This is a genomic window from Streptococcus sp. 2020WUSS084, from assembly GCF_044427445.1.
In the GTDB taxonomy this organism is placed as follows: Bacteria; Bacillota; Bacilli; order Lactobacillales; family Streptococcaceae; genus Streptococcus; species Streptococcus suis.
The window spans coordinates 146,683-171,040 of the sequence record NZ_JAOTGC010000002.1; the positions used below are offsets into that span (position 1 = coordinate 146,683).

At 42.6% G+C, this 24,358-nt stretch carries 27 protein-coding genes and 1 pseudogene; 20 read left to right on the forward strand and 8 right to left on the reverse strand.

Features of this window, described 5'->3' with window-relative positions:
• Positions 1 to 69: 69 nt before the first annotated feature.
• Positions 70 to 504, reverse strand: a complete 435-nt coding sequence (locus ODU50_RS02120; protein ID WP_029751709.1) for a low molecular weight protein-tyrosine-phosphatase — start codon at positions 502 to 504, stop codon at positions 70 to 72.
• 169 nt (positions 505 to 673) lie between these two features.
• A complete protein-coding gene (locus ODU50_RS02125) occupies positions 674 to 886 on the reverse strand; it encodes a CsbD family protein (RefSeq protein WP_002942806.1) in 213 nt (70 codons plus the stop codon).
• Between the two features lie 355 nt (positions 887 to 1,241).
• Between ODU50_RS02125 and ODU50_RS02130 the strand changes: the two genes are divergently transcribed.
• The 15 genes from ODU50_RS02130 (at position 1,242) to ODU50_RS02200 (ending at position 11,878) form a co-directional block, all read left to right on the forward strand.
• Positions 1,242 to 1,760 (forward strand): DNA starvation/stationary phase protection protein, encoded by a 519-nt coding sequence (locus ODU50_RS02130; RefSeq protein WP_029751708.1) that lies wholly within the window; start codon positions 1,242 to 1,244, stop codon positions 1,758 to 1,760.
• A 311-nt stretch (positions 1,761 to 2,071) separates the two neighbouring features.
• Complete coding sequence (locus ODU50_RS02135; RefSeq protein WP_105105994.1) at positions 2,072 to 2,254, forward strand: hypothetical protein; 183 nt, start codon at positions 2,072 to 2,074, stop codon at positions 2,252 to 2,254.
• The gene (locus tag ODU50_RS02140) at positions 2,251 to 3,126 is read left to right on the forward strand and encodes an ABC transporter ATP-binding protein (protein ID WP_105153467.1); all 876 of its coding nucleotides are present in this window, start codon (positions 2,251 to 2,253) and stop codon (positions 3,124 to 3,126) included. The genes ODU50_RS02135 and ODU50_RS02140 overlap by 4 nt, the downstream gene beginning before the upstream one ends.
• The gene (locus ODU50_RS02145) at positions 3,126 to 3,854 is read left to right on the forward strand and encodes an ABC transporter permease (protein ID WP_105153466.1); all 729 of its coding nucleotides are present in this window, start codon (positions 3,126 to 3,128) and stop codon (positions 3,852 to 3,854) included. Before ODU50_RS02140 ends, ODU50_RS02145 begins: the two co-directional genes overlap by 1 nt.
• 11 nt (positions 3,855 to 3,865) lie before the next feature.
• The gene (locus ODU50_RS02150; protein WP_161947057.1) at positions 3,866 to 4,960 is read left to right on the forward strand and encodes a sensor histidine kinase; all 1,095 of its coding nucleotides are present in this window, start codon (positions 3,866 to 3,868) and stop codon (positions 4,958 to 4,960) included.
• On the forward strand, positions 4,957 to 5,556 hold the full coding sequence (locus ODU50_RS02155) for a response regulator transcription factor (protein ID WP_105153465.1): 600 nt from the start codon (positions 4,957 to 4,959) through the stop codon (positions 5,554 to 5,556). The genes ODU50_RS02150 and ODU50_RS02155 overlap by 4 nt, the downstream gene beginning before the upstream one ends.
• A 104-nt stretch (positions 5,557 to 5,660) precedes the next feature.
• The gene (locus tag ODU50_RS02160) at positions 5,661 to 5,879 is read left to right on the forward strand and encodes a YqgQ family protein (protein ID WP_004194736.1); all 219 of its coding nucleotides are present in this window, start codon (positions 5,661 to 5,663) and stop codon (positions 5,877 to 5,879) included.
• Entirely contained in the window at positions 5,879 to 6,265 is a 387-nt protein-coding gene (locus ODU50_RS02165; protein ID WP_105153464.1) for a rhodanese-like domain-containing protein, read from the forward strand. Before ODU50_RS02160 ends, ODU50_RS02165 begins: the two co-directional genes overlap by 1 nt.
• A 56-nt stretch (positions 6,266 to 6,321) precedes the next feature.
• Positions 6,322 to 7,044, forward strand: a complete 723-nt coding sequence (locus ODU50_RS02170) for a serine protease (RefSeq protein ID WP_105153463.1) — start codon at positions 6,322 to 6,324, stop codon at positions 7,042 to 7,044.
• A gap of 307 nt (positions 7,045 to 7,351) precedes the next feature.
• On the forward strand, positions 7,352 to 7,891 hold the full coding sequence (gene rsmD, locus ODU50_RS02175) for a 16S rRNA (guanine(966)-N(2))-methyltransferase RsmD (protein WP_014638485.1): 540 nt from the start codon (positions 7,352 to 7,354) through the stop codon (positions 7,889 to 7,891).
• Positions 7,881 to 8,369, forward strand: a complete 489-nt coding sequence (coaD, locus tag ODU50_RS02180) for a pantetheine-phosphate adenylyltransferase (RefSeq protein WP_002939048.1) — start codon at positions 7,881 to 7,883, stop codon at positions 8,367 to 8,369. The genes rsmD and coaD overlap by 11 nt, the downstream gene beginning before the upstream one ends.
• Positions 8,356 to 9,405: a SepM family pheromone-processing serine protease gene (locus tag ODU50_RS02185; RefSeq protein ID WP_398581293.1), complete on the forward strand. Its 1,050-nt coding sequence runs from the start codon at positions 8,356 to 8,358 to the stop codon at positions 9,403 to 9,405. Before coaD ends, ODU50_RS02185 begins: the two co-directional genes overlap by 14 nt.
• Before the next feature lie 186 nt (positions 9,406 to 9,591).
• Positions 9,592 to 10,233, forward strand: a complete 642-nt coding sequence (locus tag ODU50_RS02190) for a YutD-like domain-containing protein (protein ID WP_105153462.1) — start codon at positions 9,592 to 9,594, stop codon at positions 10,231 to 10,233.
• Positions 10,234 to 10,241: 8 nt separating this feature from the next.
• Complete coding sequence (rlmN, locus tag ODU50_RS02195; RefSeq protein WP_012028433.1) at positions 10,242 to 11,354, forward strand: 23S rRNA (adenine(2503)-C(2))-methyltransferase RlmN; 1,113 nt, start codon at positions 10,242 to 10,244, stop codon at positions 11,352 to 11,354.
• Positions 11,351 to 11,878, forward strand: coding sequence for a VanZ family protein (locus ODU50_RS02200; protein WP_002942846.1), 528 nt, complete (start codon positions 11,351 to 11,353; stop codon positions 11,876 to 11,878). The genes rlmN and ODU50_RS02200 overlap by 4 nt, the downstream gene beginning before the upstream one ends.
• A 927-nt stretch (positions 11,879 to 12,805) precedes the next feature.
• Here the strand turns inward: ODU50_RS02200 and nadE are convergent.
• From nadE to ODU50_RS02220, 4 genes are all read right to left on the reverse strand, one after another.
• Entirely contained in the window at positions 12,806 to 13,630 is an 825-nt protein-coding gene (gene nadE, locus ODU50_RS02205; RefSeq protein ID WP_105153461.1) for an ammonia-dependent NAD(+) synthetase, read from the reverse strand.
• A gap of 12 nt (positions 13,631 to 13,642) precedes the next feature.
• The gene (locus tag ODU50_RS02210) at positions 13,643 to 15,103 is read right to left on the reverse strand and encodes a nicotinate phosphoribosyltransferase (protein ID WP_014638479.1); all 1,461 of its coding nucleotides are present in this window, start codon (positions 15,101 to 15,103) and stop codon (positions 13,643 to 13,645) included.
• A 107-nt stretch (positions 15,104 to 15,210) separates the two neighbouring features.
• A complete protein-coding gene (locus ODU50_RS02215; protein WP_029751696.1) occupies positions 15,211 to 15,855 on the reverse strand; it encodes an A24 family peptidase in 645 nt (214 codons plus the stop codon).
• Between the two features lie 51 nt (positions 15,856 to 15,906).
• Complete coding sequence (locus ODU50_RS02220) at positions 15,907 to 16,725, reverse strand: cation diffusion facilitator family transporter (RefSeq protein WP_105153460.1); 819 nt, start codon at positions 16,723 to 16,725, stop codon at positions 15,907 to 15,909.
• Positions 16,726 to 16,846: 121 nt separating this feature from the next.
• Here ODU50_RS02220 and ODU50_RS02225 point away from each other — a divergent pair, with 121 nt between their 5' ends.
• Together ODU50_RS02225 and ODU50_RS02230 are read left to right on the forward strand one after the other, a co-directional pair.
• A complete protein-coding gene (locus ODU50_RS02225) occupies positions 16,847 to 17,365 on the forward strand; it encodes a TetR/AcrR family transcriptional regulator (protein WP_105153459.1) in 519 nt (172 codons plus the stop codon).
• A 9-nt stretch (positions 17,366 to 17,374) separates the two neighbouring features.
• On the forward strand, positions 17,375 to 17,929 hold the full coding sequence (locus tag ODU50_RS02230; protein WP_100881631.1) for a class I SAM-dependent methyltransferase: 555 nt from the start codon (positions 17,375 to 17,377) through the stop codon (positions 17,927 to 17,929).
• Positions 17,930 to 17,944: 15 nt separating this feature from the next.
• On the opposite strand, the pseudogene ODU50_RS02235 reads toward ODU50_RS02230, so the two are convergent.
• Positions 17,945 to 18,725, reverse strand: a pseudogene (locus tag ODU50_RS02235) (ABC transporter ATP-binding protein).
• A 132-nt stretch (positions 18,726 to 18,857) separates the two neighbouring features.
• On the opposite strand from ODU50_RS02235, the gene ODU50_RS02240 reads away from it, so the two are divergent.
• Positions 18,858 to 20,195: a hemolysin family protein gene (locus ODU50_RS02240; protein ID WP_002942867.1), complete on the forward strand. Its 1,338-nt coding sequence runs from the start codon at positions 18,858 to 18,860 to the stop codon at positions 20,193 to 20,195.
• 120 nt (positions 20,196 to 20,315) lie between these two features.
• Positions 20,316 to 21,107, forward strand: a complete 792-nt coding sequence (pflA, locus tag ODU50_RS02245; RefSeq protein WP_012027587.1) for a pyruvate formate-lyase-activating protein — start codon at positions 20,316 to 20,318, stop codon at positions 21,105 to 21,107.
• A 109-nt stretch (positions 21,108 to 21,216) separates the two neighbouring features.
• Here the strand turns inward: pflA and ODU50_RS02250 are convergent, their stop codons facing one another.
• Positions 21,217 to 22,914 (reverse strand): M3 family oligoendopeptidase, encoded by a 1,698-nt coding sequence (locus tag ODU50_RS02250; RefSeq protein ID WP_029751690.1) that lies wholly within the window; start codon positions 22,912 to 22,914, stop codon positions 21,217 to 21,219.
• Between the two features lie 138 nt (positions 22,915 to 23,052).
• Here ODU50_RS02250 and ODU50_RS02255 point away from each other — a divergent pair, with 138 nt between their 5' ends.
• Positions 23,053 to 23,988, forward strand: a complete 936-nt coding sequence (locus ODU50_RS02255) for a manganese-dependent inorganic pyrophosphatase (protein WP_203181308.1) — start codon at positions 23,053 to 23,055, stop codon at positions 23,986 to 23,988.
• The last annotated feature ends 370 nt before the right edge of the window (positions 23,989 to 24,358 follow it).

Genomic DNA, 24,358 nt, shown 5'->3' on the forward strand with positions numbered 1-24,358 from the left:
ATTATCAGTTCAGTCAGAAATAGTTTACCATTTTTTTACAAATATTACAAAAATATTACATAGAAAATCTTATTCTTGATCAAATGACTGTAACCTGTCCAACCAGTCTTGGCAACCTTTCTTTACCATTTCGTAGGTTTCGTCAAAATCTCCAGTATACCAAGGGTCTGGTACGGATTTTTCTGCGAATTGAAAAATCTTATTTTGGGCATGTGCTGGTGCCATTTTCTGTAAATCTCGGACATTATTGCTGTCCATACCGATGATAACATCAAATTCCTCAAAGTCTGCTTGAGAGATTTGTTGAGAGGTTTTGGTCTTGTCATAGGGAATCTTGTGCTTTTGGAAAATTTTCTGTGTTCCAGGGTAGATAGGATTACCATATTCCCAGTTTGAAGTAGCACGGCTTTCAATATGAAATTGACTTGTCATGTCTTTCATGACAAATTCAGCCATAGGGCTACGACAAATATTTCCAAGACAGACAAAAACGATTTTTTTCATAGATTCTCCTTTCGTGGCATAAGAAAAGAGAAGGCAGACTCGACAGGTAAATGTCTGAGTTCCCCTCTCTTGCATATTTTTGTTCGGGCTATAGGTAAAAGACCAAATTAAGCGTAATGTTCATTATCAAACAGTGCGCGACCAATCCTACCTATATTGAACTCTTTGTTTATTTCTCTTCTTTGTCGAAAGCATTTTTGATGCCGTTAATGGCACCTTCAAGCCCGTCTTTTGCATCTTCGACTAGCTCTTTTGCTTTGCCAATTCCTTTCTCAACAAGTCCTTCAACTTCGATTTCCTTGTCGCCGGTCAGCTTACCAATTACCTCTTTTGCAGAGCCAGATAGCTGTTCTAGTTTTGCGTCAAATTTTTCTTCTGACATAAAATCCCTCCTTGATATACACATATAGGGGCGATGAGGCTGGGAAACAAGCCCAGGACTACTTCTCAGAGTTCGTGTCAACATCTCAGCGCAGTGGTTGATTGGCAGATTTGTTCGTGTTTTACACTCCAAATCTAGCCTAATCAACTGTGCGGGGGGTGGGAAGACGAACTCTTTTTGAACTAGTCGAGTTCTTTCCCACTCCCACATACTATTCTTACTTACTAGTCTAACGTATATAAGTTAATATAGCAAGGAATTTGTCTGTCAATAAGCCGGAGGAGGATGAGGGATAATTCTTGCAATTTTTTCTTCTTTTATTTATAATTATTATAAATAAAAGAAAGGGTGATATATGATGAAACAAAAATATTATCAATCTCCAGCAGAAATTGCATCTTTCAGCCCGCGTCCATCACTGGCTGATTCTAAGGCTGTTTTGAATCAAGCGGTGGCCGATTTATCAGTAGCCCATTCAATCCTCCATCAAGTTCACTGGTATATGCGTGGTCGTGGCTTTATGATTTGGCATCCAAAGATGGATGAATATATGGAAGAAATTGATGGCTATTTGGATGAGATGAGTGAGCGTTTAATCACCTTAGGTGGGGCACCATTTTCTACCCTTAAAGAGTTTAGTGAAAATAGTCAGCTCAAGGAAGTTCCAGGTGATTACACTGTGACGATGGAAGAGCAATTGGTACGTGTGGTCGAGGTGTTCCGCTATCTGGCTGCTCTTTTCCAAAAGGGGTTTGATGTCAGTGATGAAGAAGGTGACAGCGTAACCAACGACATTTTCAATGTGGCTAAGGCTAGTATTGAAAAACATATTTGGATGTTGCAGGCAGAACTAGGACAAGCTCCGAAATTGTAAATAGATGAAGGGTCCAGTAGGACTCTTTTTTGCTGCATTATTTAATACTCTTCGAAAATCAACATTATCCGTTGTCAAGAGCCTTGATGAGTGAAAAGCTCCGGTGGAGCTTTTCAGCCTGTTACCTTGAAACAAGATAGTAACAGAGTTCTATCTTCGACTTCGTTTCCTAGGCTACTTTTGATTTTCATTGAGTATAATATGACATTTGTCACATAAGTCCATGACAAAGGCTTCTAGTAGGGGTGTGGGTGATAAGTTATACTGAGTGTGTAAAAGAAATTCAGTCAGTAATTAGTAAGGAGAATGGTATGAAATCATTTGTTCAAACAGGTATATCTTATTTCACTATAGCCTTTGTGTTTCTCTATGCTTCCTGCATTTTGTTTGGTCAAGGATTAGAAGTAATGACCTACTTGGCTTTGTCCTTGCCAGCAAGTATAATTATCGGGATTGTTGGAGCGGTGATATGTCAGAAAGGAGAGCAAGGATGATTCAAGTCAATCAGTTAGAAAAAATCATCAAAGGACGGACCATTTTATCGGATATTTCCTTTGAGATACAGTCTGGGGAATGTGTGGCCTTGATTGGTCCCAACGGGGCTGGGAAAACAACGATCATGTCCTGTTTGTTGGGCGATAGAAAGGCGACGAAAGGGCAGGTCTTGTTGGACGGTAAGGCTCCACAGGCTCGGTCCAATAAAGAAACAGTAGCAGTCTTGCCTCAAGAAAATGCTATTCCAACGGACTTGAAGGTTAAGGAATTGCTCCGCTTTTTCCAAGCTATCTACAAGGACAGTCTGACAGATGTAGAAATCGACAGCCTGCTCCGCTTTTCCCCAGAGCAAAAAAATCAACTGGCAGGTAAGCTATCAGGTGGTCAGAAGCGGCTCTTGGCCTTCGTCATCTGCCTGATTGGTAAGCCCAAGTTGCTCTTTTTGGACGAGCCAACGGGAGGAATGGATACGTCGACCCGTCAGCGTTTTTGGGAGATTGTCCATGACTTGAAGGAAAAGGGCGTGACCATTTTTTATACTAGCCACTACATCGAGGAAGTGGAGCATACGGCGGAGCGGATTTTGGTCTTGCACCAGGGGAGGCTCTTGCGGGATACGACGCCGTTTGCTATGCGGAGTGAGGAGCAGGAAAAAGAAGTAGCACTGCCAATCCGCTTTGCGACGGTGGTGGAGGGCTTGGACGCAATTGATAATATCAGCTATAAACAGGATACGGTCAGCTTCAAGACCCGAGCTATTGAGCAGGTTTGGGCGAATTTGCAGGAAGCAGGCTGTCGGATTTCAGACTTAGAGGTGCAGAACAAAACCCTGCTCAACAGCCTATTTGACAAGACAAGGGAGGGAGAATAATGAAAGCATTGGTGCAAGTAGAAGCGGTCAAATTATCTAGAAGTTTGGGAGTTTTTCTTCTGTCAATCGGGATGCCTGTCATCTTTTTCCTGATTTTCTCATCGACGGTCCAGTTTGATGATGCGACCATGCAAAAGGCCTTTATCCAGTCTTATATGCTGACCATGACAGGTTTTTCCATGTCGGGCTTTGCCCTCTTTACCTTTCCCATGATGTTGGCGGAGGACCGAAAAAACAGCTGGTTGACCTTTATCCAGCATTCTCCCCTTCCAATCTGGCAATATTATCTGTCCAAACTGGTGCGGGTCTTGCTCTGCTTTATGTCTTCCATTGCCATTGTCTTTGCGGTGGGTGGCTTAGTCAAGGGAGTTGAGATGACAGCTCAAGAATGGGGAATTTCGGCTCTCTTACTTTTAGTAACTTCTATCGTATTTCTAGCCATTGGCTTGCTTTTGGTGCAAATCCAGTCGGAACAAACCATGTCGGTGGTGGCCAACTTGCTCTACTTTGTTCTGGCTATCATGGGTGGCTCTTGGATGCCTGTCTCCCTCTTTCCTGACTGGGTACAGCGAATTTGCAAACTTATGCCCAGCTACCATGTCAATCAGCTGGTGACCACCTATGCCCAAGAGGGAGTTTTTCTCTGGAAATCCTTGCTAATTGTCCTAGGATATGCCATAATTTTCTTAGCAATTGCTCTGGCTATTCATAGAAAATCTGAGCAATAGTGAGGTGACCCATGATTTTTGAAAAAAGAAAGATACCACTCATGTTCTTCGTGGGCATGGTCTTTCTCTATTTTCCACTTTATTACGCCCAGTATAGTCCAAATCCGACGGCGGTTGTTCTAGCAACCATTCTCTTTGCCCTGGTCTATTGTTCTCTCTTTTACACCGACCACAAGCTCTATTCCATGCTGGGCTGGTTTTACCTGATTGGCTACATCGCCGTCATGAGTTTTTGGGGCAATCTGCAGTTTTCCCTCTTTATCTTCAACCTGTCCAATATGCTAGGCTGGTACTACAAGGAAACTCGGCCGACCTATCGGACGGTGTCCTATGGGATTTTGTTGCTGGCCATTATCCTCTGGGCTCTTTTTGGACCTGTTCCCTTTGAGATGCGGGCCTTTGCACTCATCATTCACTTTTTCGGCCTGGCCTTGCTGATTTTTAGCTGGATTGAAACCAAGCGGGCAGCTCTTCAACAACGGATTCAGGAGCAGAATGCTTCCATCAATCTCCTGCTGGCTGAGAATGAACGCAACCGTATCGGTCAGGATTTGCACGACACCCTGGGGCATGTCTTTGCCATGCTGTCTGTCAAGGCCGAGCTGGTCCAGACTTTGTTAGATCACGACCAGATTGACCAGGCCAAGAAGGAGGTGGCAGAACTTCAGACCTTAGCCAAGGACTCCATGCAGGACGTCCGCCAGATTGTCCAGTCCCTCAAGCAGCATACCGTGGCAGAGGAACTCCAGATTTTGCAGCAGATGTTGGATTTAGCAGGAGTGGATTTGGTCGTTTTGGGTGGGGAAATAGCAGAGCAGCTCAGCTTACCTGTCCAGAACAAGCTAGCCATGGTGCTGAGAGAGTTGGCCAATAACCTGCTCAAACATAGCCAGGCTAGCAAGTGCCGTTTGATATTTGAAGAAGACCAGCAAGAATTGGTCTTGTACTACGAAGACAACGGTGTGGGCTTTGCCCAGTTAACCGGTCAAGAATTGCATACCATAAAGGATAGACTGGTAACGGTGCAGGGTAGTTTGGAATTTCTTTCTCTGGCACAACCTACCCGCCTGTTCATACGAATTCCGCTTGAGGAGGTGGTAGAATGAGAATCTTAGTCGCAGAAGACCAGGCTATGCTGCGGGACGCCCTCTGTCAGCTCTTGGCCTTTCAAGATGCGGTTGAGGCTGTTTTACAGGCAGAAAACGGCAGTCAGGCCATTGTTCTTTTGGAAAAAGAGCAAGTAGATGTGTTACTCTTAGATATTGAAATGCCTGAGAAGACGGGGCTGGATGTCCTGGAATGGGTGCGTGAGAAATCCCTGCCCGTCAAGGTTGTCATCATGACTACCTTCAAGCGACCAGGCTATTTTGAGCGAGCGGTCAAGGCTGATGTAGATGCCTATGTGCTCAAAGAGCGCTCCATTTCGGACCTTATGCGGACCATTGAAACGGTCTTGGCGGGGCGAAAGGAGTACTCGCCAGAGTTAATGGACATTCTCCTGACCCAACGCAGTCCCTTGACGGAACAAGAATGTCACCTACTTAAATTGGTGGCGAATGGATTGTCCAATAAGGAAATCGCCAGCCAGCTCTATCTGTCTGACGGGACGGTCCGCAACTACATGACCTCTATCTTGGCCAAGCTGGGAGCTGAAAACCGCACGGCTGCTGTTAAGATTGCACAGGAAAAGGGTTGGTTATGAAATTGTAAAGGATTGGTGATTTATCCAATCCTTTTTAAGCATTTCATAAATTCCAACTGATTTTTTATATTGAAAAACACCTAAAATTCTGCTACAATTTTTTTATGAAAAGACTTTATGATGTGCAACAATTACTCAAACGGTTTGGTATAATTGTCTATATGGGCAACCGTCTCTACGATATTGAAATGATGCAGATAGAATTAAATAGAATCTATCAGGCAGGTGTCTTAGATCGGTTGGAATATATGGAAGCAGAGCTTGTTTTGAGGCGTGAACATCGTTTGGAATTAGAGTATCAGAAATCAAGGGAGAATGAGTGATGGAAACATTTTGGGTATTTTTAGTATTTTTGGCAGTATTGGGAGCCTGGATGGGTTTTAATTACTGGAGATTGCGCCGTGCGGCGACGGTGATTGATAATGCAGAATTTGCAGAAAAGATACACGGAGGTCAGTTGATTGACCTGCGAGACCCGAGTGAATTTAGTCGGAAGCATATTTTAGGTGCCAGAAATATTCCTTACCAGCAATTACGCCAGTCTACAGCTGCTTTGCGTAAGGACAGACCTGTCTTAATCTATGAGAATGATCGTGGTCAGTTGGTAACGCCTGCAGCCCTTCATCTGAAGAAACAGGGCTTTAACGAAATCTATATTTTAAGCTATGGTCTAAATGGATGGAATGGTAAGGTAAAAACGACTAGGTAACATTGTCAGTAGGCTAGAGTATTTTCTTATGCAATAAGACGGATAAGGGCAAAAATATGGAAAAGAAATTTGAAAAGTTGTCATTGGCAGAAATTGGCATTATTTCTTTTATGGGACTTATTTTATTGATTAGCTTAGGCGCTAGTTGGTATAAAAATGCTCAAAGCGAAACAAGTGATACAAAGACAGTACAGCAAGTGCCCAATCAGAAAAAAACGGTTGATACAGTATTTCAGGATGCTGAGAATGCTGTCATTGTATTAGAAGGAACACATACTGAAGAGAAACTTGCAGAGGCACAATCTGCAGTAAACAAGGTTACGGATGCGACTAAAAAAGCAGCATTACAGAAACGGATTGACCAAGTAAAAGAGCTAGTGGGACAGCAGACAGATGCTCAAACACAGGCTAAGCTAAAAGCGGAGTTGGTCAGGGCGGAAGCAGCCCAAAAAGTAGCTGATGAGAAAAAAATATCTGAAACAGGGACCAGTCAGTCAACGGACCTTGCTGAAGCTAGTGAGACCTCACAAGAATCTTATGTAGTACCTAATCAAAATATATATGGAAACCAAAGTGTGAGTTCAACAAGCCAGTATACAAGCAGCGTGGCGTCAACTAGTACAAGTACTTCAGTCCCTCCGACTAGTGAAGGAGCACCTGTGGTAGAAACTCCAACAGTTTCTGAAACACCGGCGGAAACGACAGATTCAACAACTAGCCTGGTTGAGTCAGTGGAAACAGTTCCAACAGCTGACGAGAGTTCACCAGATAATCCGTAGACTTTTTAGCTACTGGTTCTTTATGGCGTATTAGCATACTGGGAAAAATAGCTATTTGTATTTCAACACTAATTTTTTCTTGTAACGATCTAGTTTAAATACATACGATAAGAGTGAGGAATTTCGCGTAAAACAGAATTTCCTTGCTTTTTATTTTTATCATTTTGTTGCATAGCGCGAGAATGATTTCCTGCTATAGCGGTTGAGAGCGTATTTGGCAGAAGATTGAAAAAGTTGGTGCAAAAAGGAAAGCAGGAAGTGCACTTGGTTTCAGCAACGAGCTTCATTTTTTGCTATAATATACCTTATGAGAATTGTATCGGGAAGCTATGGTGGAAGACCACTGAAAACGTTAGATGGAAAAACAACCAGACCGACATCGGATAAGGTCCGTGGAGCCATGTTCAATATGATTGGTCCCTATTTTGAGGGTGGTAGAGTTCTTGACTTGTACGCCGGCAGTGGTGGTTTATCTATCGAGGCTATATCTCGTGGCATGGAGTCAGCAGTTCTGGTTGAGCGAGATCGACGAGCACAAGCCATTATCCGTGAAAATATTGCAATGACTAAGGAAGCAGATAAATTTCAGCTTCTAGCAATGGAAGCTAGACAGGCTTTGAACAGTGTGGAAGGTCCTTTCGACCTGGTATTCTTGGACCCTCCTTATGCAGAGCAGGAAATTGAAGATGTGATAACAGAACTCTGTCGCCGTGACTTACTAGCAGATGATGTTATGGTAGTCTGCGAAACGGATAAGGCGGTCTCTCTTCCGGAAGAAATAGCAGAGCTGGGGATATGGAAAGAGAAACTCTACGGAATTAGTAAGGTAACAGTATATGTCAGATAAGATTGGATTATTTACGGGCTCATTTGACCCCATTACCAATGGACACTTGGACTTAATTGAACGAGCGAGTGGACTATTTGATAAATTATATGTGGGAGTTTTTACCAATCCTAAAAAGGCAGGACTCTTGACGGGTTTGGAGAGAAAAGCCATTTTGGAGAAGCTTTTTGTAGGAATGGAGAATATCGAGGTCGTTCTGTCTGAAAATGAATTGGTAGTCGATGTAGCTAAGCGCTATGGAGTAACACATTTGGTCCGAGGATTGCGTAATGCGACCGATTTGGAATACGAGTCAAGTTTTGATTTTTACAATCGTCAGTTGGCACCAGATTTGGAAACTATTTATTTAATCGCCAAGCCAGAGCTTAAGTTCGTATCATCCAGCCAGGTTCGAGAATTGCTGTATTTCAAACAGGACATAGGTCCTTATGTTCCAGAAATTGTTAGTGAGGAGATTAGAAAGAATGAAGAAAAATAGGAAGTTAACCTTAATTGCATCTATTGTTTTAGGAACTCTTTTGATTTGGTTTGCCGTTTTTGTTCGTCTGCCTTATTATCTGGAAAGTCCAGGTGGAGCTGCTGATATTCGTCAGGTACTAACGGTGAACAATCAAATAGACCAAGAGGGTGGCTCTTACAATTTCACCTATGTATCAGTCCAACAAGCTACAGCTTTACAACTATTCGCTGCTCAGTTTGATCCTTATACGACAGTTCGTTCCTCTGAAGAGATGACAGGAGAGGCCGACAATGAGGAGTATTTCCGTATAGCACGGTTTTACATGGAGACTTCGCAAAATATGGCGAAGTATCAAGGATTGACCTTGGCAGGAAAAGAAGTCAATCTTGATTTCTTTGGTGTCTATGTGCTTGCCTTGACGGATGATTCAACCTTTAAAAAAGTCCTTAATATTGCAGATACCGTTGTGAGTGTTAATGGAAAAACATTTGAGTCTTCTCCTGATTTGATTAAATATGTGAGTGGCTTGGAGGTTGGAAGTGATGTAACAGTTGGTTATATTAGCGCTGGTCAGGAGAAATCTGCGGACGGTAAGATTATCAAATTGTCTAATGGCAAAAACGGAATAGGCATCACTCTCGTAGACCATACAGAGGTTCAAAGTTCGGTTCCGATTGATTTCCAAACGGGAGATATTGGTGGTCCAAGTGCTGGTCTGATGTTTACACTTGCCATCTATACTCAACTCGCAGAGCCTGACTTACGTGGTGGTCGGATTATTGCTGGTACGGGGACTATCGAGCAGGATGGAAAAGTAGGTGACATTGGTGGTGCTGATAAGAAGGTTATTTCGGCAGCTAAGTCAGGTGCAAGTATCTTTTTTGTACCAAACAATCCAGTTGATGTAGAAGTTTTGAAGAAAAACCCAAAGGCTAAAACGAACTATGAAGAAGCTAAGGAAGCCGCGGAGAAAGCAGGATTAGATATTGAGGTAGTTCCTGTGAAAACTGTTCAAGAGGCTATTGATTATTTGAAGAAAACAAAGGGCGAGTAAATCGTCCTTTTTGTTCGAGAATAACATTATAATTGTCAGAAATTTCTCCTAAATGGTAAAGTAGAAGAATTTCCAGATAAATCGTGTTATAATGATAAGGTTAAGTGTGAGAATTTAGATTCTGACCAGATAGATTATTAATCAAATGATTTTTACGTATGAAGATTTTATAAGATAGGAGGACAAATGAAAAAAGAAATTTCACCTGAAATGTATAACTATAATAAATACCCTGGTCCGAGTTTTGCTCGTGTCGGAGATAAGGTTGTATCTGAAAATATTGAATTGGACCTTTTGGAAGATTACAAGAATGCTTTTGACCAGACGATTTTTGGTCAACGTTTTTCACAACTCATGCTCAAGTTTGATTATATCGTGGGAGATTGGGGCAATGAGCAGCTGAGATTAAGGGGATTCTATACAGACGATAAAAATGTTAAATCAGACTTAAAAATCAGCCGCTTGGACGACTATTTGACGGAGTATTGTAATTTTGGTTGTGCTTATTTCGTCTTAGCCAATCCGAATCTACAAGACTTGCCTGCTGAGGAGGAGGACAGACCGCGTCGCAAGCGGAGTCGTTCTCGCAATCGCAACAGAAATCAACAGCGGACGGAGCCTATTGCGCCAAAAGAAAACAAAAATAATCGCAATGACCGTCAGAAAAAGGGGAAGCAGCAGAACAAACAGTCGGAACAGCGTCATTTTACTGTGAAGAATGCTGGTGTTAAGGCGAGTCAAACGGAGCGTTCTCAAAAACGTGAGCGTAAGCAGAGCAAGCGTGAGATGAATGAAGTGAAGCGTAACTTTGTTATCCGCCAGAAATAGGGAGAAATATGAAACCATCAATTTATGCATTTAGTCAAGCCAATCTGGTTGATTGGATTTTAGAAAACGGAGAGAAGAAGTTCCGTGCCACTCAAATTTGGGAATGGCTTTACCGTTCTCGTGTCCAATCCTTTGCGGAAATGACCAACTTGCCAAAATCTTTGATTGAAAAGTTGGAAGAACATTTTGTAGTTAACCCGCTCAAACAACGGATTGTACAGGAGTCTAAGGACGGTACTATCAAATACCTCTTTGAACTGCCAGATGGCATGTTGATTGAGACAGTTCTCATGCACCAGCACTATGGTCTTTCTGTCTGTGTAACGACACAAGTTGGCTGTAATATCGGCTGTACATTCTGTGCATCTGGATTGATTCCTAAGCAACGTGACTTGACTAGCGGTGAGATTGTGGCTCAGATTATGTTGGTACAAAAGTACTTGGATGAGCGCAATCAGAATGAGCGTGTTAGCCATATCGTTGTAATGGGGATTGGTGAGCCGCTTGATAACTACGATAATGTTATGACCTTCTTGCGAGTGGTTAATGACGACAAGGGCTTGGCAATTGGTGCCCGTCACATCACTGTTTCGACGTCAGGTTTAGCACCAAAAATTCGTGAGTTTGCACGTGAAGGTGTCCAAGTTAATTTGGCAGTATCTCTACATGCGCCAAATAATGACCTTCGTTCGAGCATTATGCGGATTAACCGCAAATTCCCTATAGAAGTTCTTTTTGAAGCAATCGAAGACTATATCAAAGTGACCAACCGCCGTGTGACTTTTGAGTATATTATGCTCAATGAGGTCAACGATGGAGTGGAACAGGCACAGGAATTGGCTGACTTGACCAAGAACATCCGTAAATTGTCCTATATCAACCTGATTCCTTATAACCCAGTTAGTGAACATGATCAGTACAGTCGTTCAACCAAGGAACGTACTCTTGCTTTCTTTGATGTTTTGAAGAAAAATGGTGTTAACTGTGTCGTTCGTCAGGAACATGGTACAGATATTGATGCTGCCTGTGGTCAATTGCGCTCCAATACGCTCAAGAAAGACCGTGAAAAAGCACGTGCTCGTATTGCAGCCGCAAAAGCAAAGGCAGGTATTCGAGCATGAGAAAATTCTTCCAAGCAGATGGAAACTTGACCAAGCTAGGAAGACAGATTTGTAAGACCTTAGCTGGAGCCTATGCTCTGGCTATTGTTTTACTTTGTTTTCTACCTCAGACTTGGTACCCACAGTATAAGGATTTCTCGACCCCAGGAATTATTCAAATCGGCCGTCTCTATCTTTTACCAACGCCTTTCAACAGCATCGTCAACGGGGACAAGGTAGATAGTTTGGCGGACCTAGGATGGATTTTCTTGCAAAACATCACTAATATTTTTCTACTTTTCCCTCTGATTTTTCTTCTTTTGTTTCTTAGGGAAGAATGGCGGAGCCTTCGAGCGGTGATTCGTTATAGTTTTTGTATCAGTCTTTTTATTGAATGCACACAATTGCTACTGGATTTGCTGATTGATGCCCAACGCGTCTTTGAAATCGATGATTTATGGACCAATACAATGGGGGGAATACTAGCCTATTTTACCTATTCATTGATAAAGAGAGGGATAATCCTTTCCAAACAGGAGTCTTAGAACCTATCGTCACAGGTTCAGAATGTCCATCTAAGGCTATTGTTTAAGTTACACATCGTTATTTTTTTGAAATACAGTCAGTATTCCCTTAAAAATGACCTTGACTAGCTAAAGCTGTCTTTGATATAAGCGCTTCGCTTGTGAGTACAGTTTTATAGAAAGTCACTTAAGCAGAGTGGCTTTTTGTTAGTTTTTAATGGATTCAGGCAATTGAAACTGAATTTTCAAATTGTTTAGAAAATTTCTAAAAATTACTTGACCATTTTGATTTTGTAACGTATAATTACAAGTAATCAGAAAATGTAATAAATACTTTGTCTTTAGAGAGTCTATGGTTGGTGTGAATAGATGATAGAGGTTTATGAAATGGGCTGATGCCAAACAAGCATTCGTATCCATTTTATGGATTGTCTGGTTTAGTAAAGTGAGTTTGGTTCGATGAATTCGAAACAATGAGAATTCGGTCCGCACCCCTTATCGTGCGCCTCCTTGTTAGAGGAGAAAAAGTTATGGACTTTTCTAGTCGAGTCTATAGTGAGGTGGCACCGTGTCCATTGACGCCCATGCAGGATGTTTTTTCCTGCGTGGGCTTTTTTCATTATGGTTTGAAGTTATAATAAAAAACAAAACCCCTGACGATTCAACTGTCAGGGCTCCATTTTTTATTATGCGATGAAAATCAAAAGTAGCCTAGCTTCAACTATCTGGGAGATAGTTGAAGGTTGGAAATATAGCGAACATGTTTCGCGTCAAAACTATCTGGGAGATAGTTGAAGGTTGGAAATATAGCGAACATTGTTTGCGCCTTCAAGCTGATGTTAGAACTCTGTTCCTTTTATATTTCAAGGTAACCGGCTGAAAAGCTCCGCTGGAGTTTTTCACTCATCAAGGCTCTTGATAATGGATAATTTTGATTTTCGAAGAGTATTATTTCCAAAAGTCATCAAAAATAGTAATTGGCAGGTGGCGTTTGTGGGCTGTTTTGTTCCACCATCCTTCGATAATGCTTTGGGCTTGAGGGTCGATGGTTTTGCCTTCAAGATAGTCGTCGATTTGGTTATAGGTAACACCGAGAGCGACTTCGTCAGCAAGGCCTGGTTTGTCTTCTTCCAAGTCTGCAGTAGGAACTTTGAGGTAGAGTTTTTCATCTGCCCCCAGTTCAGCTAGAAGCTGTTTTCCTTGGCGTTTATTGAGGCGGAAAAGGGGGAGGATGTCTGCACCGCCGTCGCCGTGCTTGGTAAAGAAACCAGTGATATTTTCAGCGGCATGGTCGGTTCCAATAACAGCCCCCTTGCGTTCCCCAGCAACTGCGTATTGGGCAATCATGCGCATGCGGGCTTTAGCATTTCCCTTATTAAAATCAGACATAGCAAGCCCATTTGCATTGACTGCAGCCACCATGGCATCTGTTGATTCCTTGATGTTGATGGTTAAGCTGACATCTGGTTGAATAAAGGCTAGGGCTGCTTGGGCGTCAGACTCGTCAGCTTGCACACCGTAAGGTAGGCGGATAGCGATAAATTGATAAGAATCGTCACCTGTTTCCGCCCGCATTTCTTCCATAGTCAGCTGAGCCAAACGACCAGCCAAGGTCGAATCTTGTCCACCAGAAATCCCTAAGACATAGGTTTTCAAAAATGGGTGTTTTTTCAGGTAGTCTTTGAGAAAGTCGATGGAGCGACGGATTTCTTCTTTGGGGTCAATGCTTGGCTTGACACCTAATTCCTTGATGATTGTTTCCTGTAGGGTCATAACATACCTTTCTTAGATGGATTTGGTCTGAGTTTGTTTGCGAATACGATTGATGAGGTTCATCTTATTATCCCAAACATCTTGTGCCAAGTCGACTGGATAGAGCTGTGGGTTGAGCACGCGTTTGTATTCATCCCAGAGTTTATCAAATTCTTGATTGGCATAGGTTTGAATTTCCGCTAGGCTTGGAAGTTCATAGACCTGTTTTCCTTTTTCGAAAATAGGAACTAGGAGAGGACGGGCATCAAAGTTCTCGATGGTTTTATTGATATAGGTGTAAGTTGGATGGAACATATAGATATTATCCATCTGTGTGACGTCAGTGTCCGCAAAGGTGATGTAGTCCCCTTCTGATTTCCCTTTTTCTTTGGAGGTGATGCGCCAAACCTGTTTCTTACCAGGAGTGGAGACTTTTTCCGCATTAGAAGACAGCTTGATGGTGTCACGCATATTTCCATCTTCATCTTCGATGGATACAATCTTGTAGACAGCGCCCAGAGCTGGTTGGTCGTAGGCGGTGATGAGTTTGGTACCAACTCCCCAGACATCAATTTTTGCCTTTTGCATTTTGAGGTTGAGGATGGTATTTTCATCCAGGTCATTAGATGCGTAAATCTTCGCATCTGTAAAACCTGCATCATCTAATTGCTGACGAACTTTCTTGGAAATATAGGCCATATCGCCTGAATCAATCCGAACCCCTTTGAAGTTAATCTTATCTCCCATTTCTTTGGCAACCTTGATGGCTGCTGGAACACCAATACGAAGCGTATCATAGGTATCAACGAGGAAGACACAGTCATGATGGGTTTCAGCGTAGGCTTTGAAAGCCTTGTAATCATCTCCGTATGTTTGAACCAAGGCGTGGGCATGGGTACCAGCGACAGGGATGCCGAAGATTTTGCCAGCTCGAACATTGGAAGTCGCAGATGCTCCACCAATAAAGGCTGCCCGTGTACCCCAGATAGCAGCATCCATTTCTTGGGCACGGCGAGTGCCAAATTCCATCAAGGGCTCATCTTCAATGACAGCCTTGATACGGCGAGCTTTTGTGGCAATCAGGGTTTGGTAGTTGACGATGTTTAAGAGGGCAGTTTCGATTAGTTGGCATTGTGCCAATGGTCCTTCGATTTGAAGAATGGGTTCGTTAGCGTAGACTAGGTCGCCCTCCTTAGCCGAACGGACAGTGAGAGTCATTTCCAATTGGGACAAGTAATCAAGGAAATCCTGCGGATAACCTAGTTCTGTCAGATAGTCAATGTCTGTCTGGCTAAAGCTGAGATTGTTGAGGTAGTTTACAACGCGTTCCAAACCGGCAAATACAGCGTAGCCATTTTTAAAAGGTTGTGAACGGAAATAGACTTCGAATACAGCGTGTTTATTGTGGATGTTTTGGTCAAAATAGACCTGCATCATGTTGATTTGATAAAGGTCGGTATGCAGGGTTAAACTGTCATCCTTAAATAGTGTCATAACGTTTCTCCTTTTGCCTTCCGATCAAGAAGGCACTCCAATTATTTTGATGGAGTTGAACTCTAATATGCCTTCTATTATAACAAAAAAATCGAGAAAAACTCGATTTAGGTGCACAGAATGATAGGAATACTTGAAATGAAAAGGAGTGGTACGTAGGGAATAGACTTGGGTTTGAAAATAGTGAAGACAAGAAGCCCTAGGAGGGAACTAATCTGGATAATCCAGAGGAGTTCTGTAAATCCACATATTAAGGCCAAACTTGCCAGATAGAGAAAGTCACCAGAACCAATATTAATTTGCCATTTTTCGGTCAGATAGGCCAAGAGTAAAAAGCCACAGAAAAGCCAGTTGAGCTGGGAGAGTACCAGAGCTATAAAAGTAAAAACAAGCCAGACAGCAAAAGGATATTCCTGATGTTTGATGTCGTAAATGGTCAAAACTAGTCCTGCCAAGATGAGAATGGTTTCGGTCAGGTTTAGGATTTGAAAATGGCAGAGCAGGACAACTAGACCAGCTAAGAATTCTAGTCCCAGATACCAATAAGGTATCTTCGCCTTGCAGTAACGGCATTTGGATTTTGTTGAAAGCTGGGATAGGACTGGAATTAAGTCCCAGGCCTTGAGCCGTCGCTTGCAGGCATTGCAGTGACTAGAGGGGGCGATAATGGGCTGTTCAGGGAAACGGTCGATGACCAATCCCAGGAAGGAGCCGATAGAAGCTCCAAGGAAAAATAAGATAATTGTCTTCATACCTATTTATTCGTATTTGGGCAGGGAAAATGTGCGGTTTTTTAAAATTTTTTACAAAATTTCGATGGTGCTTTGGATAATACCGAAGGTGATAAGAGAATTCCGTATTTTTGCTTTGGTCTTGTCTGCTACAGCAGGATTTGTCAGTTTGACCGTCACAGTCGCACAATGTTCATATCCATCCATGGTCCAGACATTCAGTTGAGTGATTTCGTGGACATTTTCAAGAGCCAGGAGGACTCCTTTCACTTCTTCAAGGTTTACTCCTTGCGGACTTGTTTCAAGTAGAATCTTGACATTGTTCCAGGCTTTTGGCAGGGCTTTGGAGAGGATGAAGATAGCAATACAGAGCGAGAGAAGTGGGTCTAGAAAGTACCAATCAGTAAATTGAAGAATGATGGAAACAAGGATGACCGCCAGCCATCCCAAAATATCCTCTAAAAAGTGCAAGCTGAGAATGGATTCATTATGGCTATGGCCATTTTTTACAATACGGGAAGCAAGGAAATTGATGATGACAGCTATAATCCCAAGTGCCAGCATCCCAGCTTGATTGACATGCTGGGGATGGAAAAGATTGGGAATGTTTTCCACAAGGATTAAGCTGGAGCCGATAATCAGAATGCTAGAAGTCAAGAGAGCGGCCAAAATATTCCATCTCTTGTAGCCAAAGGGATAAACCCTATCAGCAGGCTTGTTGGCATAGGTTTGCATGATGGCAGAGCTTCCGATGGCGAGGGCGTCACCCAAATCATGAACAGCATCTGCTAAGATGGCGCTGGAACCAAAGAGCCAGCCAAAGATAAACTCGATGATAGAAAAGCTGATATTGAGGAGAAAAGCAATAAATATATTTTTAGAAGATGACATGAGATTCCCTTTCTGTGTTATACTGTTTATAGGTTTATTATGCACTGTAATGAGCTGAAAAACTAGAAACAAGAGAAACGGTTTGTCTTTTTCTGAACAAATTGTTTGAAATGTACGAAAAATGGATAGACGAATTGCAAAAACAAAAAGAGCTATTTTTCAGGCTTTTTTGACCTTATTAAATGATAAGGGCTATGACCATATGCGCGTGCAGGATGTCATTGACCTGGCAGATGTGGGGCGTTCCACTTTCTATGCCCACTATGCCAGCAAGGAAGCACTGTTGGAAGAACTTTGTCATGACCTCTTTCATCATTTATTTACAGATCGTGAAGATGCGGATGTGAAGACTTTGTTGGTTCATATTTTCAAACACTTTCGGACCAATCAAGATCGTGTTGCCAGCCTTTTGTTGTCCCGCAATGCCTATTTTCTAAGAGAACTGGAAGCGGAGTTGAAACACGATATTTTTCCCAAAGTGGCTGAAGATTACATGCAGGATAAGAGAAATCTTCCAGAGGATTTGCTGGTGCATTTTGTTGTGACGACTTTTGTGGAGACGGTCAGCTGGTGGTTGCAGCAACGCAAAAAGGTGGATGAAGCCACCTTGACCGATTATTATATAAGATTATTAACTTAAGGAGAGAAAATGCTTAGACCTTTACACATGGCTCATGCCTTTTTAGATGAGATATTAACAGACCAGGACCTAGCGGTCGATGCGACTATGGGAAATGGCCATGACACGCTATTTTTAGCCCAGAGAGCAGGAAAAGTTGTGGCCTTTGATATTCAGGAACAAGCCCTGACCACAACGGCTGAAAAACTAGAAAAAGCTGGCTTGACCAATGCCAAATTGGTTTTGACAGGGCACGAAAACCTAGACCAGTATGTGGATGAATGCAAGGCAGCGATTTTCAATCTGGGTTATCTACCTTCGGCGGACAAGTCAGTCATTACCCTGCCTGCAACCACCCTTCAAGCCATTGAGAAAGTCCTGAATAGATTGGTGGTTGGAGGTCGCTTGGCTATCATGATTTACTATGGTCACGAGGGTGGAGCTCTTGAGAAGGATGCAGTTTTAGACTTTATCAGCCAGCTAGACCAAACCGTCTTTACAACCATGCTTTACAAACCGCTTAACCAAGTCAATACCCCACCGTTTTTGGTGATGGTGGAACGATTAAAATCCAGCTCAAACTAGGGCTGGATTTGTTTTTTATAATATCGGCTTAATGAACAATCTTCCTTCACCTAAGTCAATCAATTCTACCTGATTTCCATAAAAATCGCTGAGGAGTTCAGGTGTCAGGATGTCTTCTTTGGGTCCCTGTGCCAAGACCATGCCATCTTTGAGCAGGAGGACATGGGTGAAATTATCAGTGATTTCTTCGGCGTGATGGGTGACGTAGATAATGGCAGGAGCCGTTGGGAGTTGGCAGATATAGTCGATGTGGTGGAGCAGGCGTTCGCGAGCCAAAAGGTCTAAGCCCACAGTAGCCTCGTCCAAAATCAAAATAGCTGGCTCTTCCATCAAACTGCGGGCAATGAGCAGGAGTTGGCGTTCGCCCTGTGACAAACTAGCATAGGTCCGACCAATCAAGTGTTCAGCCTTAATGGTTTTGAGCATGTCTATGGCTTCATCCAATTCAGTTTGACCGTATTCACGGTAGAGGATGGAGGATTTGTACTTTCCAGTCAGGACAATCTGCTCAGCTGTCAAATCAATAGGAAATCGTTCGGCTAGAAAGGAACCGACGACCCCAATCTTAGTGCGTAGGCTAGGAATATCCCCCCTGCCAAACTCCACTCCAAGAACAGTCAGGTCACCAGATGTCTTCCAAAACTCAGCCATTAAAATACGAAGGAGGGTTGACTTTCCAGCCCCATTTAGCCCTAAAATAGCCCAACGCTCGCCTTTTTCTAAATTCCCAGTTGATGTCTTCTAAAATAGTTTTACCTTGTCGTTTATAGTGGATATTCTTCATCGAAATAATCATAGTTGTTCTCCTATTCCTTTTGATTATTGTAACATAAACAGATATGAGGGACTATTTATAACAAGAAATATGTTAAATTTTAGAATTTGTGGTATAATGGAAATGTTATAAATTTTATTATAGGAGAACATCATGGAAGACCCTGGTAGTCAGACCATCTATTTACAACTGTTAATTTTATTCTTATTGACCCTATTCAATGCCTTCTTTTCAGCCTCTGAAATGGCGCTTGTTTCTCTAAATCGTTCAAGAGTAGAACAAAAGGCCGCAGACGGTGAGAAGAAATACATTCGCTTGCTTCAAGTTTTAGAGAATCCTAACAATTTTCTATCAACCATTCAGGTCGGTATTACCTTCATCTCCATCCTTTCAGGTGCCAGCTTGGCTAATGATTTAGGAGCTGTATTTGCCAAATGGATGGGGAATTCAACAACAGCGCAAACCGCAGGATACTGGCTTGCACTGGCTATGTTGACCTTCGTTTCAATCGTTCTTGGCGAATTGTACCCTAAGCGTATTGCCATGAATATGAAGGAAAATCTGGCAGTAGTTACTGCACCAGTGATTATTTTCCTTGGAAAAATTGTTAGTCCGTTCGTGTGGTTATTATCAGCTGCAACGAATCTTATCAGCCGTATTACTCCTATGAATTTTGATGATGCGGATGAGCAAATGACACGGGATGAAATTGAATATATTTTGACAAAGAGTGAGAAAACCTTAGATGCCGAAGAAATCGAAATGCTTCAAGGTGTGTTCTCTTTAGATGAGCTGATGGCACGTGAAGTAATGGTTCCCCGTACGGATGCTTTCATGGTGGATATTGAGGATGATACAGCAACCATCATGGCAGCTATCCTCAAGCAGAATTTTTCACGTATCCCTGTTTATGATGGCGATAAGGACAATATCATTGGTCTGATTCATACCAAGAAAATCTTGTCAGAAGCTTTCAGTAATGGCTTTGACAATCTCAATATCCGCCGCATTATGCAGGAGCCTCTCTTCGTTCCAGAAACGATTTTCGTGGATGATTTGTTGACATCGTTGAGAAATACCCAAAATCAAATGGCCATCTTGTTAGATGAGTATGGTGGAGTTGCAGGTCTCGTTACCTTGGAAGATTTGCTGGAAGAAATTGTCGGGGAAATCGATGATGAGACCGATAAGACAGAAATTTTTGTTCGAGAAATTGCTGACAACACCTATATCGTCCAAGGAAATATGACCTTGAATGACTTCAATGAGCATTTTGAGATGGAGTTGGAAAGTGATAACGTTGATACGATTGCTGGTTATTATCTGACAGGAGTCGGTACCATTCCGAGCCAAGACGAGAAAGTTTCCTTTGAAGTAGATAGTAAAGATCATCACCTGGTTCTTATTAACGATAAGGTAAAAAATGGTCGCGTAACAAAATTAAAACTCTTGATTACACCACTGGAGAAAGAAGAAACCGATAAGGACTAGGGCAACCTAGTCTTTTAGCTTTCTTCTTACGGAAGATGATAGTTATGAAAGAAAGAAAGTAAATGATAGAAGCGTTTTCATTTTTGTGATATACTAGTCTTATAAAATGATGAGGATGAGATGATGACAGAAATTGATTATCGTAAAGTGACAGGTTTGGTTCATTCAACAGAGAGTTTTGGTTCGGTTGATGGCCCAGGGGTACGTTTTGTAGTCTTTATGCAGGGCTGTCACATGCGTTGCCAGTATTGCCATAACCCAGATACTTGGGATCTGGTCAATCCAGCAGCGACTGAGAGAACGGCAGAAGATGTCTTGAATGAAGCCCTGCGTTTTCGTATGTTTTGGGGAAAAGAAGGGGGGATTACCGTTTCAGGTGGTGAAGCAACCATCCAGATTGATTTTTTAATTGCTCTGTTTACCCTTGCAAAAGAAAAAGGGATTCACACTACTTTGGATACCTGTGCGTTGACTTTCCGTAAGACAGAGCGTTACTTGGAAAAATATAGTCGGCTTATGGAAGTAACAGATTTGGTGCTCCTTGATATTAAGGAAATGAATCCTGAGCAACACCGCATTGTGACAGGTCATAGTAACAAGACTATTTTAGAATGTGCTCAATATCTATCAGACATTGGTAAGCCTGTTTGGATTCGTCATGTCCTGGTACCGAATTTGACTGACCGAGATGAGGACTTGATTGAACTTGGTAAGTTTGTTAAAACATTAAAAAATGTCGAACGTTTTGAGGTGCTACCTTATCACAATCTTGGTGAATTTAAGTGGCGTGAGTTGGGCAGACCCTATCCACTAGAGGGGACCAAGCCCCCAACGAAGGCTCGAGTGGAAAATGCAAAGGCCTTGATGGAGACAGAGACCTATCAGGAGTACTTGAATAGAATTAAGGGATAATAGTGAAGAGGTCGGAGATTGATGCGAAAAAGATTTAATGTGTTAGGGACAAGTATCATATAATCAAAAAATCTGAATGAGTCGTTTGATTCATTCAGATTTTTGTGTTTTATAAGTCGCTATCCTTAACTGTATTTAACCAATCAGCAGCAGCTTTAGCTGTGCTTTCAAGGGCACCTTCTTTGAACGGTGATTGGAGGTTTGCGGCTTCAACCACTTGCAAGAAGGACTTGGTGCCGCCCAAATCACAGATGCGGATATAGTCTTCCCAAGCATTTTCATCGTGATCTACCTGTGTACGTTTCCAGAATTGAAGGGCACAAACTTGGGCCAAGGTATAGTCGATGTAGTAGAATGGACTAGCAAAGATATGACCTTGACGATACCAGAAGATGCCGCGGTTGAGGGCTTCTGACTCAGAATAATCACGGTCTGGCAAGTAGAGGTCTTGGAGTTTTTTCCAAGTCGCCTTGCGTTCAGCTGGTGTCATCTCTGGATGTTCATAGACTTCGTGCTGGAAGTGATCCACCAAGACACCGTAAGGCAAGAAGAGAAGGGCACTTGCCAAGTGGGTAAACTTGTACTTATCCACCTGTTCCTTGAAGAAACGGTCCATCCATGGCCAGGTCATAAATTCCATAGACATAGAGTGGATTTCACAGGTTTCATAGGTTGGCCAGACAACTTCTGGACTTTGAATCCAACGCGAACGATAGACTTGGAAGGCGTGACCTGCTTCGTGGGTCAAAACATCAATATCTCCGCTGGTTCCGTTGAAGTTGGAGAAGATGAATGGGCTCTTGAAGTCAGGGATATAGGTACAGTAGCCACCGCTGTTTTTACCTGGTTTTGCGACCAAGTCCAAGAGTTCATGCTCAATCATGAAGTCGAAGAACTCGCCTGTTTCTGCGGACAATTCACGGTACATGTCTTGGGCCTGGCTGACGATAAAATCAGGGTCACCTTGTGGGACCGCATTGCCGTCTAAGAACTCAAGATTGAGGTCGTAGTGTTTCAGGCTTGGTACCTGCAAGCGTTTGGCTTGGCGTTCACGAAGATTTTGCACAATCGGTACGATATGCTTGAGGATTTCCTCACGGTACACCTTGACCATGTCACGATTGTAATCGAAACGGTTCATCTTGAGGTAGCCGTATTCCACATAGTCCTTGAAGCCAAGTTTGTGGGCGATTTCCGTGCGGACCTTGACTAATTCATCGTAAACACGATCAAAATCAGCTTCCTTGCTTTCAAAGAAGGCAGTTGTAGCAGCAGAAGCAGCCTTGCGGACCTCACGGTCGGTTGATTGACCGAATGGCCCCATTTGTGCCAGGTTGTAGGTCTGACCTTGGAAATCAATCTCTGCTCCAGCAATCAGTTTGCTGTACTCATCGGTCAATTCATTTTCCTTTTGGAACAAGGGGATAACATCAGATGAGAAGGTCTTGAGCTTGTTTTCTGCCTGCATGAAGAAGGTTTGAGGCAAGATGTCTGACAACTCTTCCTTGTAAGGCGTCTGGACAATGACACGGTAGTAGTTGGTTGTCAATTCTTCAAAAAGTGGCGAATATTCATTCCAAAACTTGGTTTCTTCATTGTAGAACTCATCGTTCATGTCAATAGTATGACGGATCATCCAGAGGTTGTACTGGGTATCGACCAAGTTGAGTAATTTTGTAACGGTTGCCACAAGTGTACGAGTTGTTTCCAAGTCACTTGCCTGAGCCAACTGGTCTGTCAAGTCAGTAAATTGAGCCTTGATAGCTTCATAATCGGGACGGACATAGGTATAGTCTGAAAATTTCATATGATTCTCCTTTTGTATTGCTACCTTCTATCTTACTCTTTTTGAAAACGTTTGGCAAATCCCGACCCGTCCATGTTCACAAGTCTTTCTATTTATGGTAAAATGTAGGAGATTATTAGAAAAAATGAGGTTGTAGACATGTCTAAATTTTTAGTTTTTGGTCACCAAAATCCTGATACAGATGCCATTGCATCATCATACGGCTGGGCTCACTTGGAGCGTGAAGTGTTTGGTCGTGATGCGGAAGCAGTAGTTCTAGGAACGCCAAATGAAGAAACTGCTTTTGCTCTTGACTATTTTGGTGTTACTGCACCGCGCGTGGTTGAGTCTGCAAAAGCAGAAGGTGTTAGCCAAGTCATCTTGACTGACCACAATGAATTCCAACAGTCTATCGCAGACATCAAGGAAGTGGAAGTGGCAGCTGTCATTGACCACCACCGTGTCGCAAACTTTGAAACGGCAAATCCATTGTACATGCGTTTGGAGCCAGTAGGTTCAGCATCATCAATCGTTTACCGTGCCTTTAAAGAAAACGGAGTAACACCTCCAAAAGAAGTAGCTGGACTTCTCCTATCAGGTTTGATTTCAGATACCCTCTTGCTTAAATCGCCAACTACTCATGTAACAGATTCACAGGTAGCAGCTGAATTGGCTGAAATTGCTGGTGTCAACTTAGAAGAATACGGTTTGGCACTCTTGAAAGCTGGTACCAACCTTGCCAGCAAGTCAGCAGAAGAATTGATTGACATCGATGCCAAAACATTTGGCTTGAATGGCAATGACGTGCGTGTAGCCCAAGTTAACACAGTGGACATTGCGGAAGTCTTGGAACGCCAAGCAGAAATCGAAGCAGCTATGACAGCAGCATCAGTAGCAAATGGCTACTCTGACTTTGTTTTGATGATTACAGACATCGTTAACTCAAACTCAGAAATCCTTGCGCTCGGTAGCAACATGGACAAGGTAGAAGCAGCCTTCAACTTCAAGTTGGAAAACAACCACGCCTTCCTTGCAGGTGCCGTTTCACGTAAGAAACAAGTGGTGCCACAGTTGACTGACGCTTTCAACGCCTAATGAATTTTTCTACCTACCTCAACGTGAAGTCGGTAGGATGGTCTTACCTAGCACCTTCGGGTGCTTTTTTTATTGTGAGGACAATCATGTTTTATGAAGTGATAGTTAACAAAATAAACAAGTGGCATCATGACAAATAAACCCACTCCTATTTAATACTCTTCGAAAATCAAAATCAGACATTGTTGACTTGATTTGATAAACTTCAGTTCTATCTGCATATGCATCGCCTAGTTTGATTTTCATTGAGTATAAGTTGACGAATTAAAGCGAGCACTCCGAGATAAAAACAATGATCTGCATCATAGAAAAATTCAGGCGCTTGTTCTTTACTTTGAATGTGCCATAACTTAGAAATTGTATTTACAAG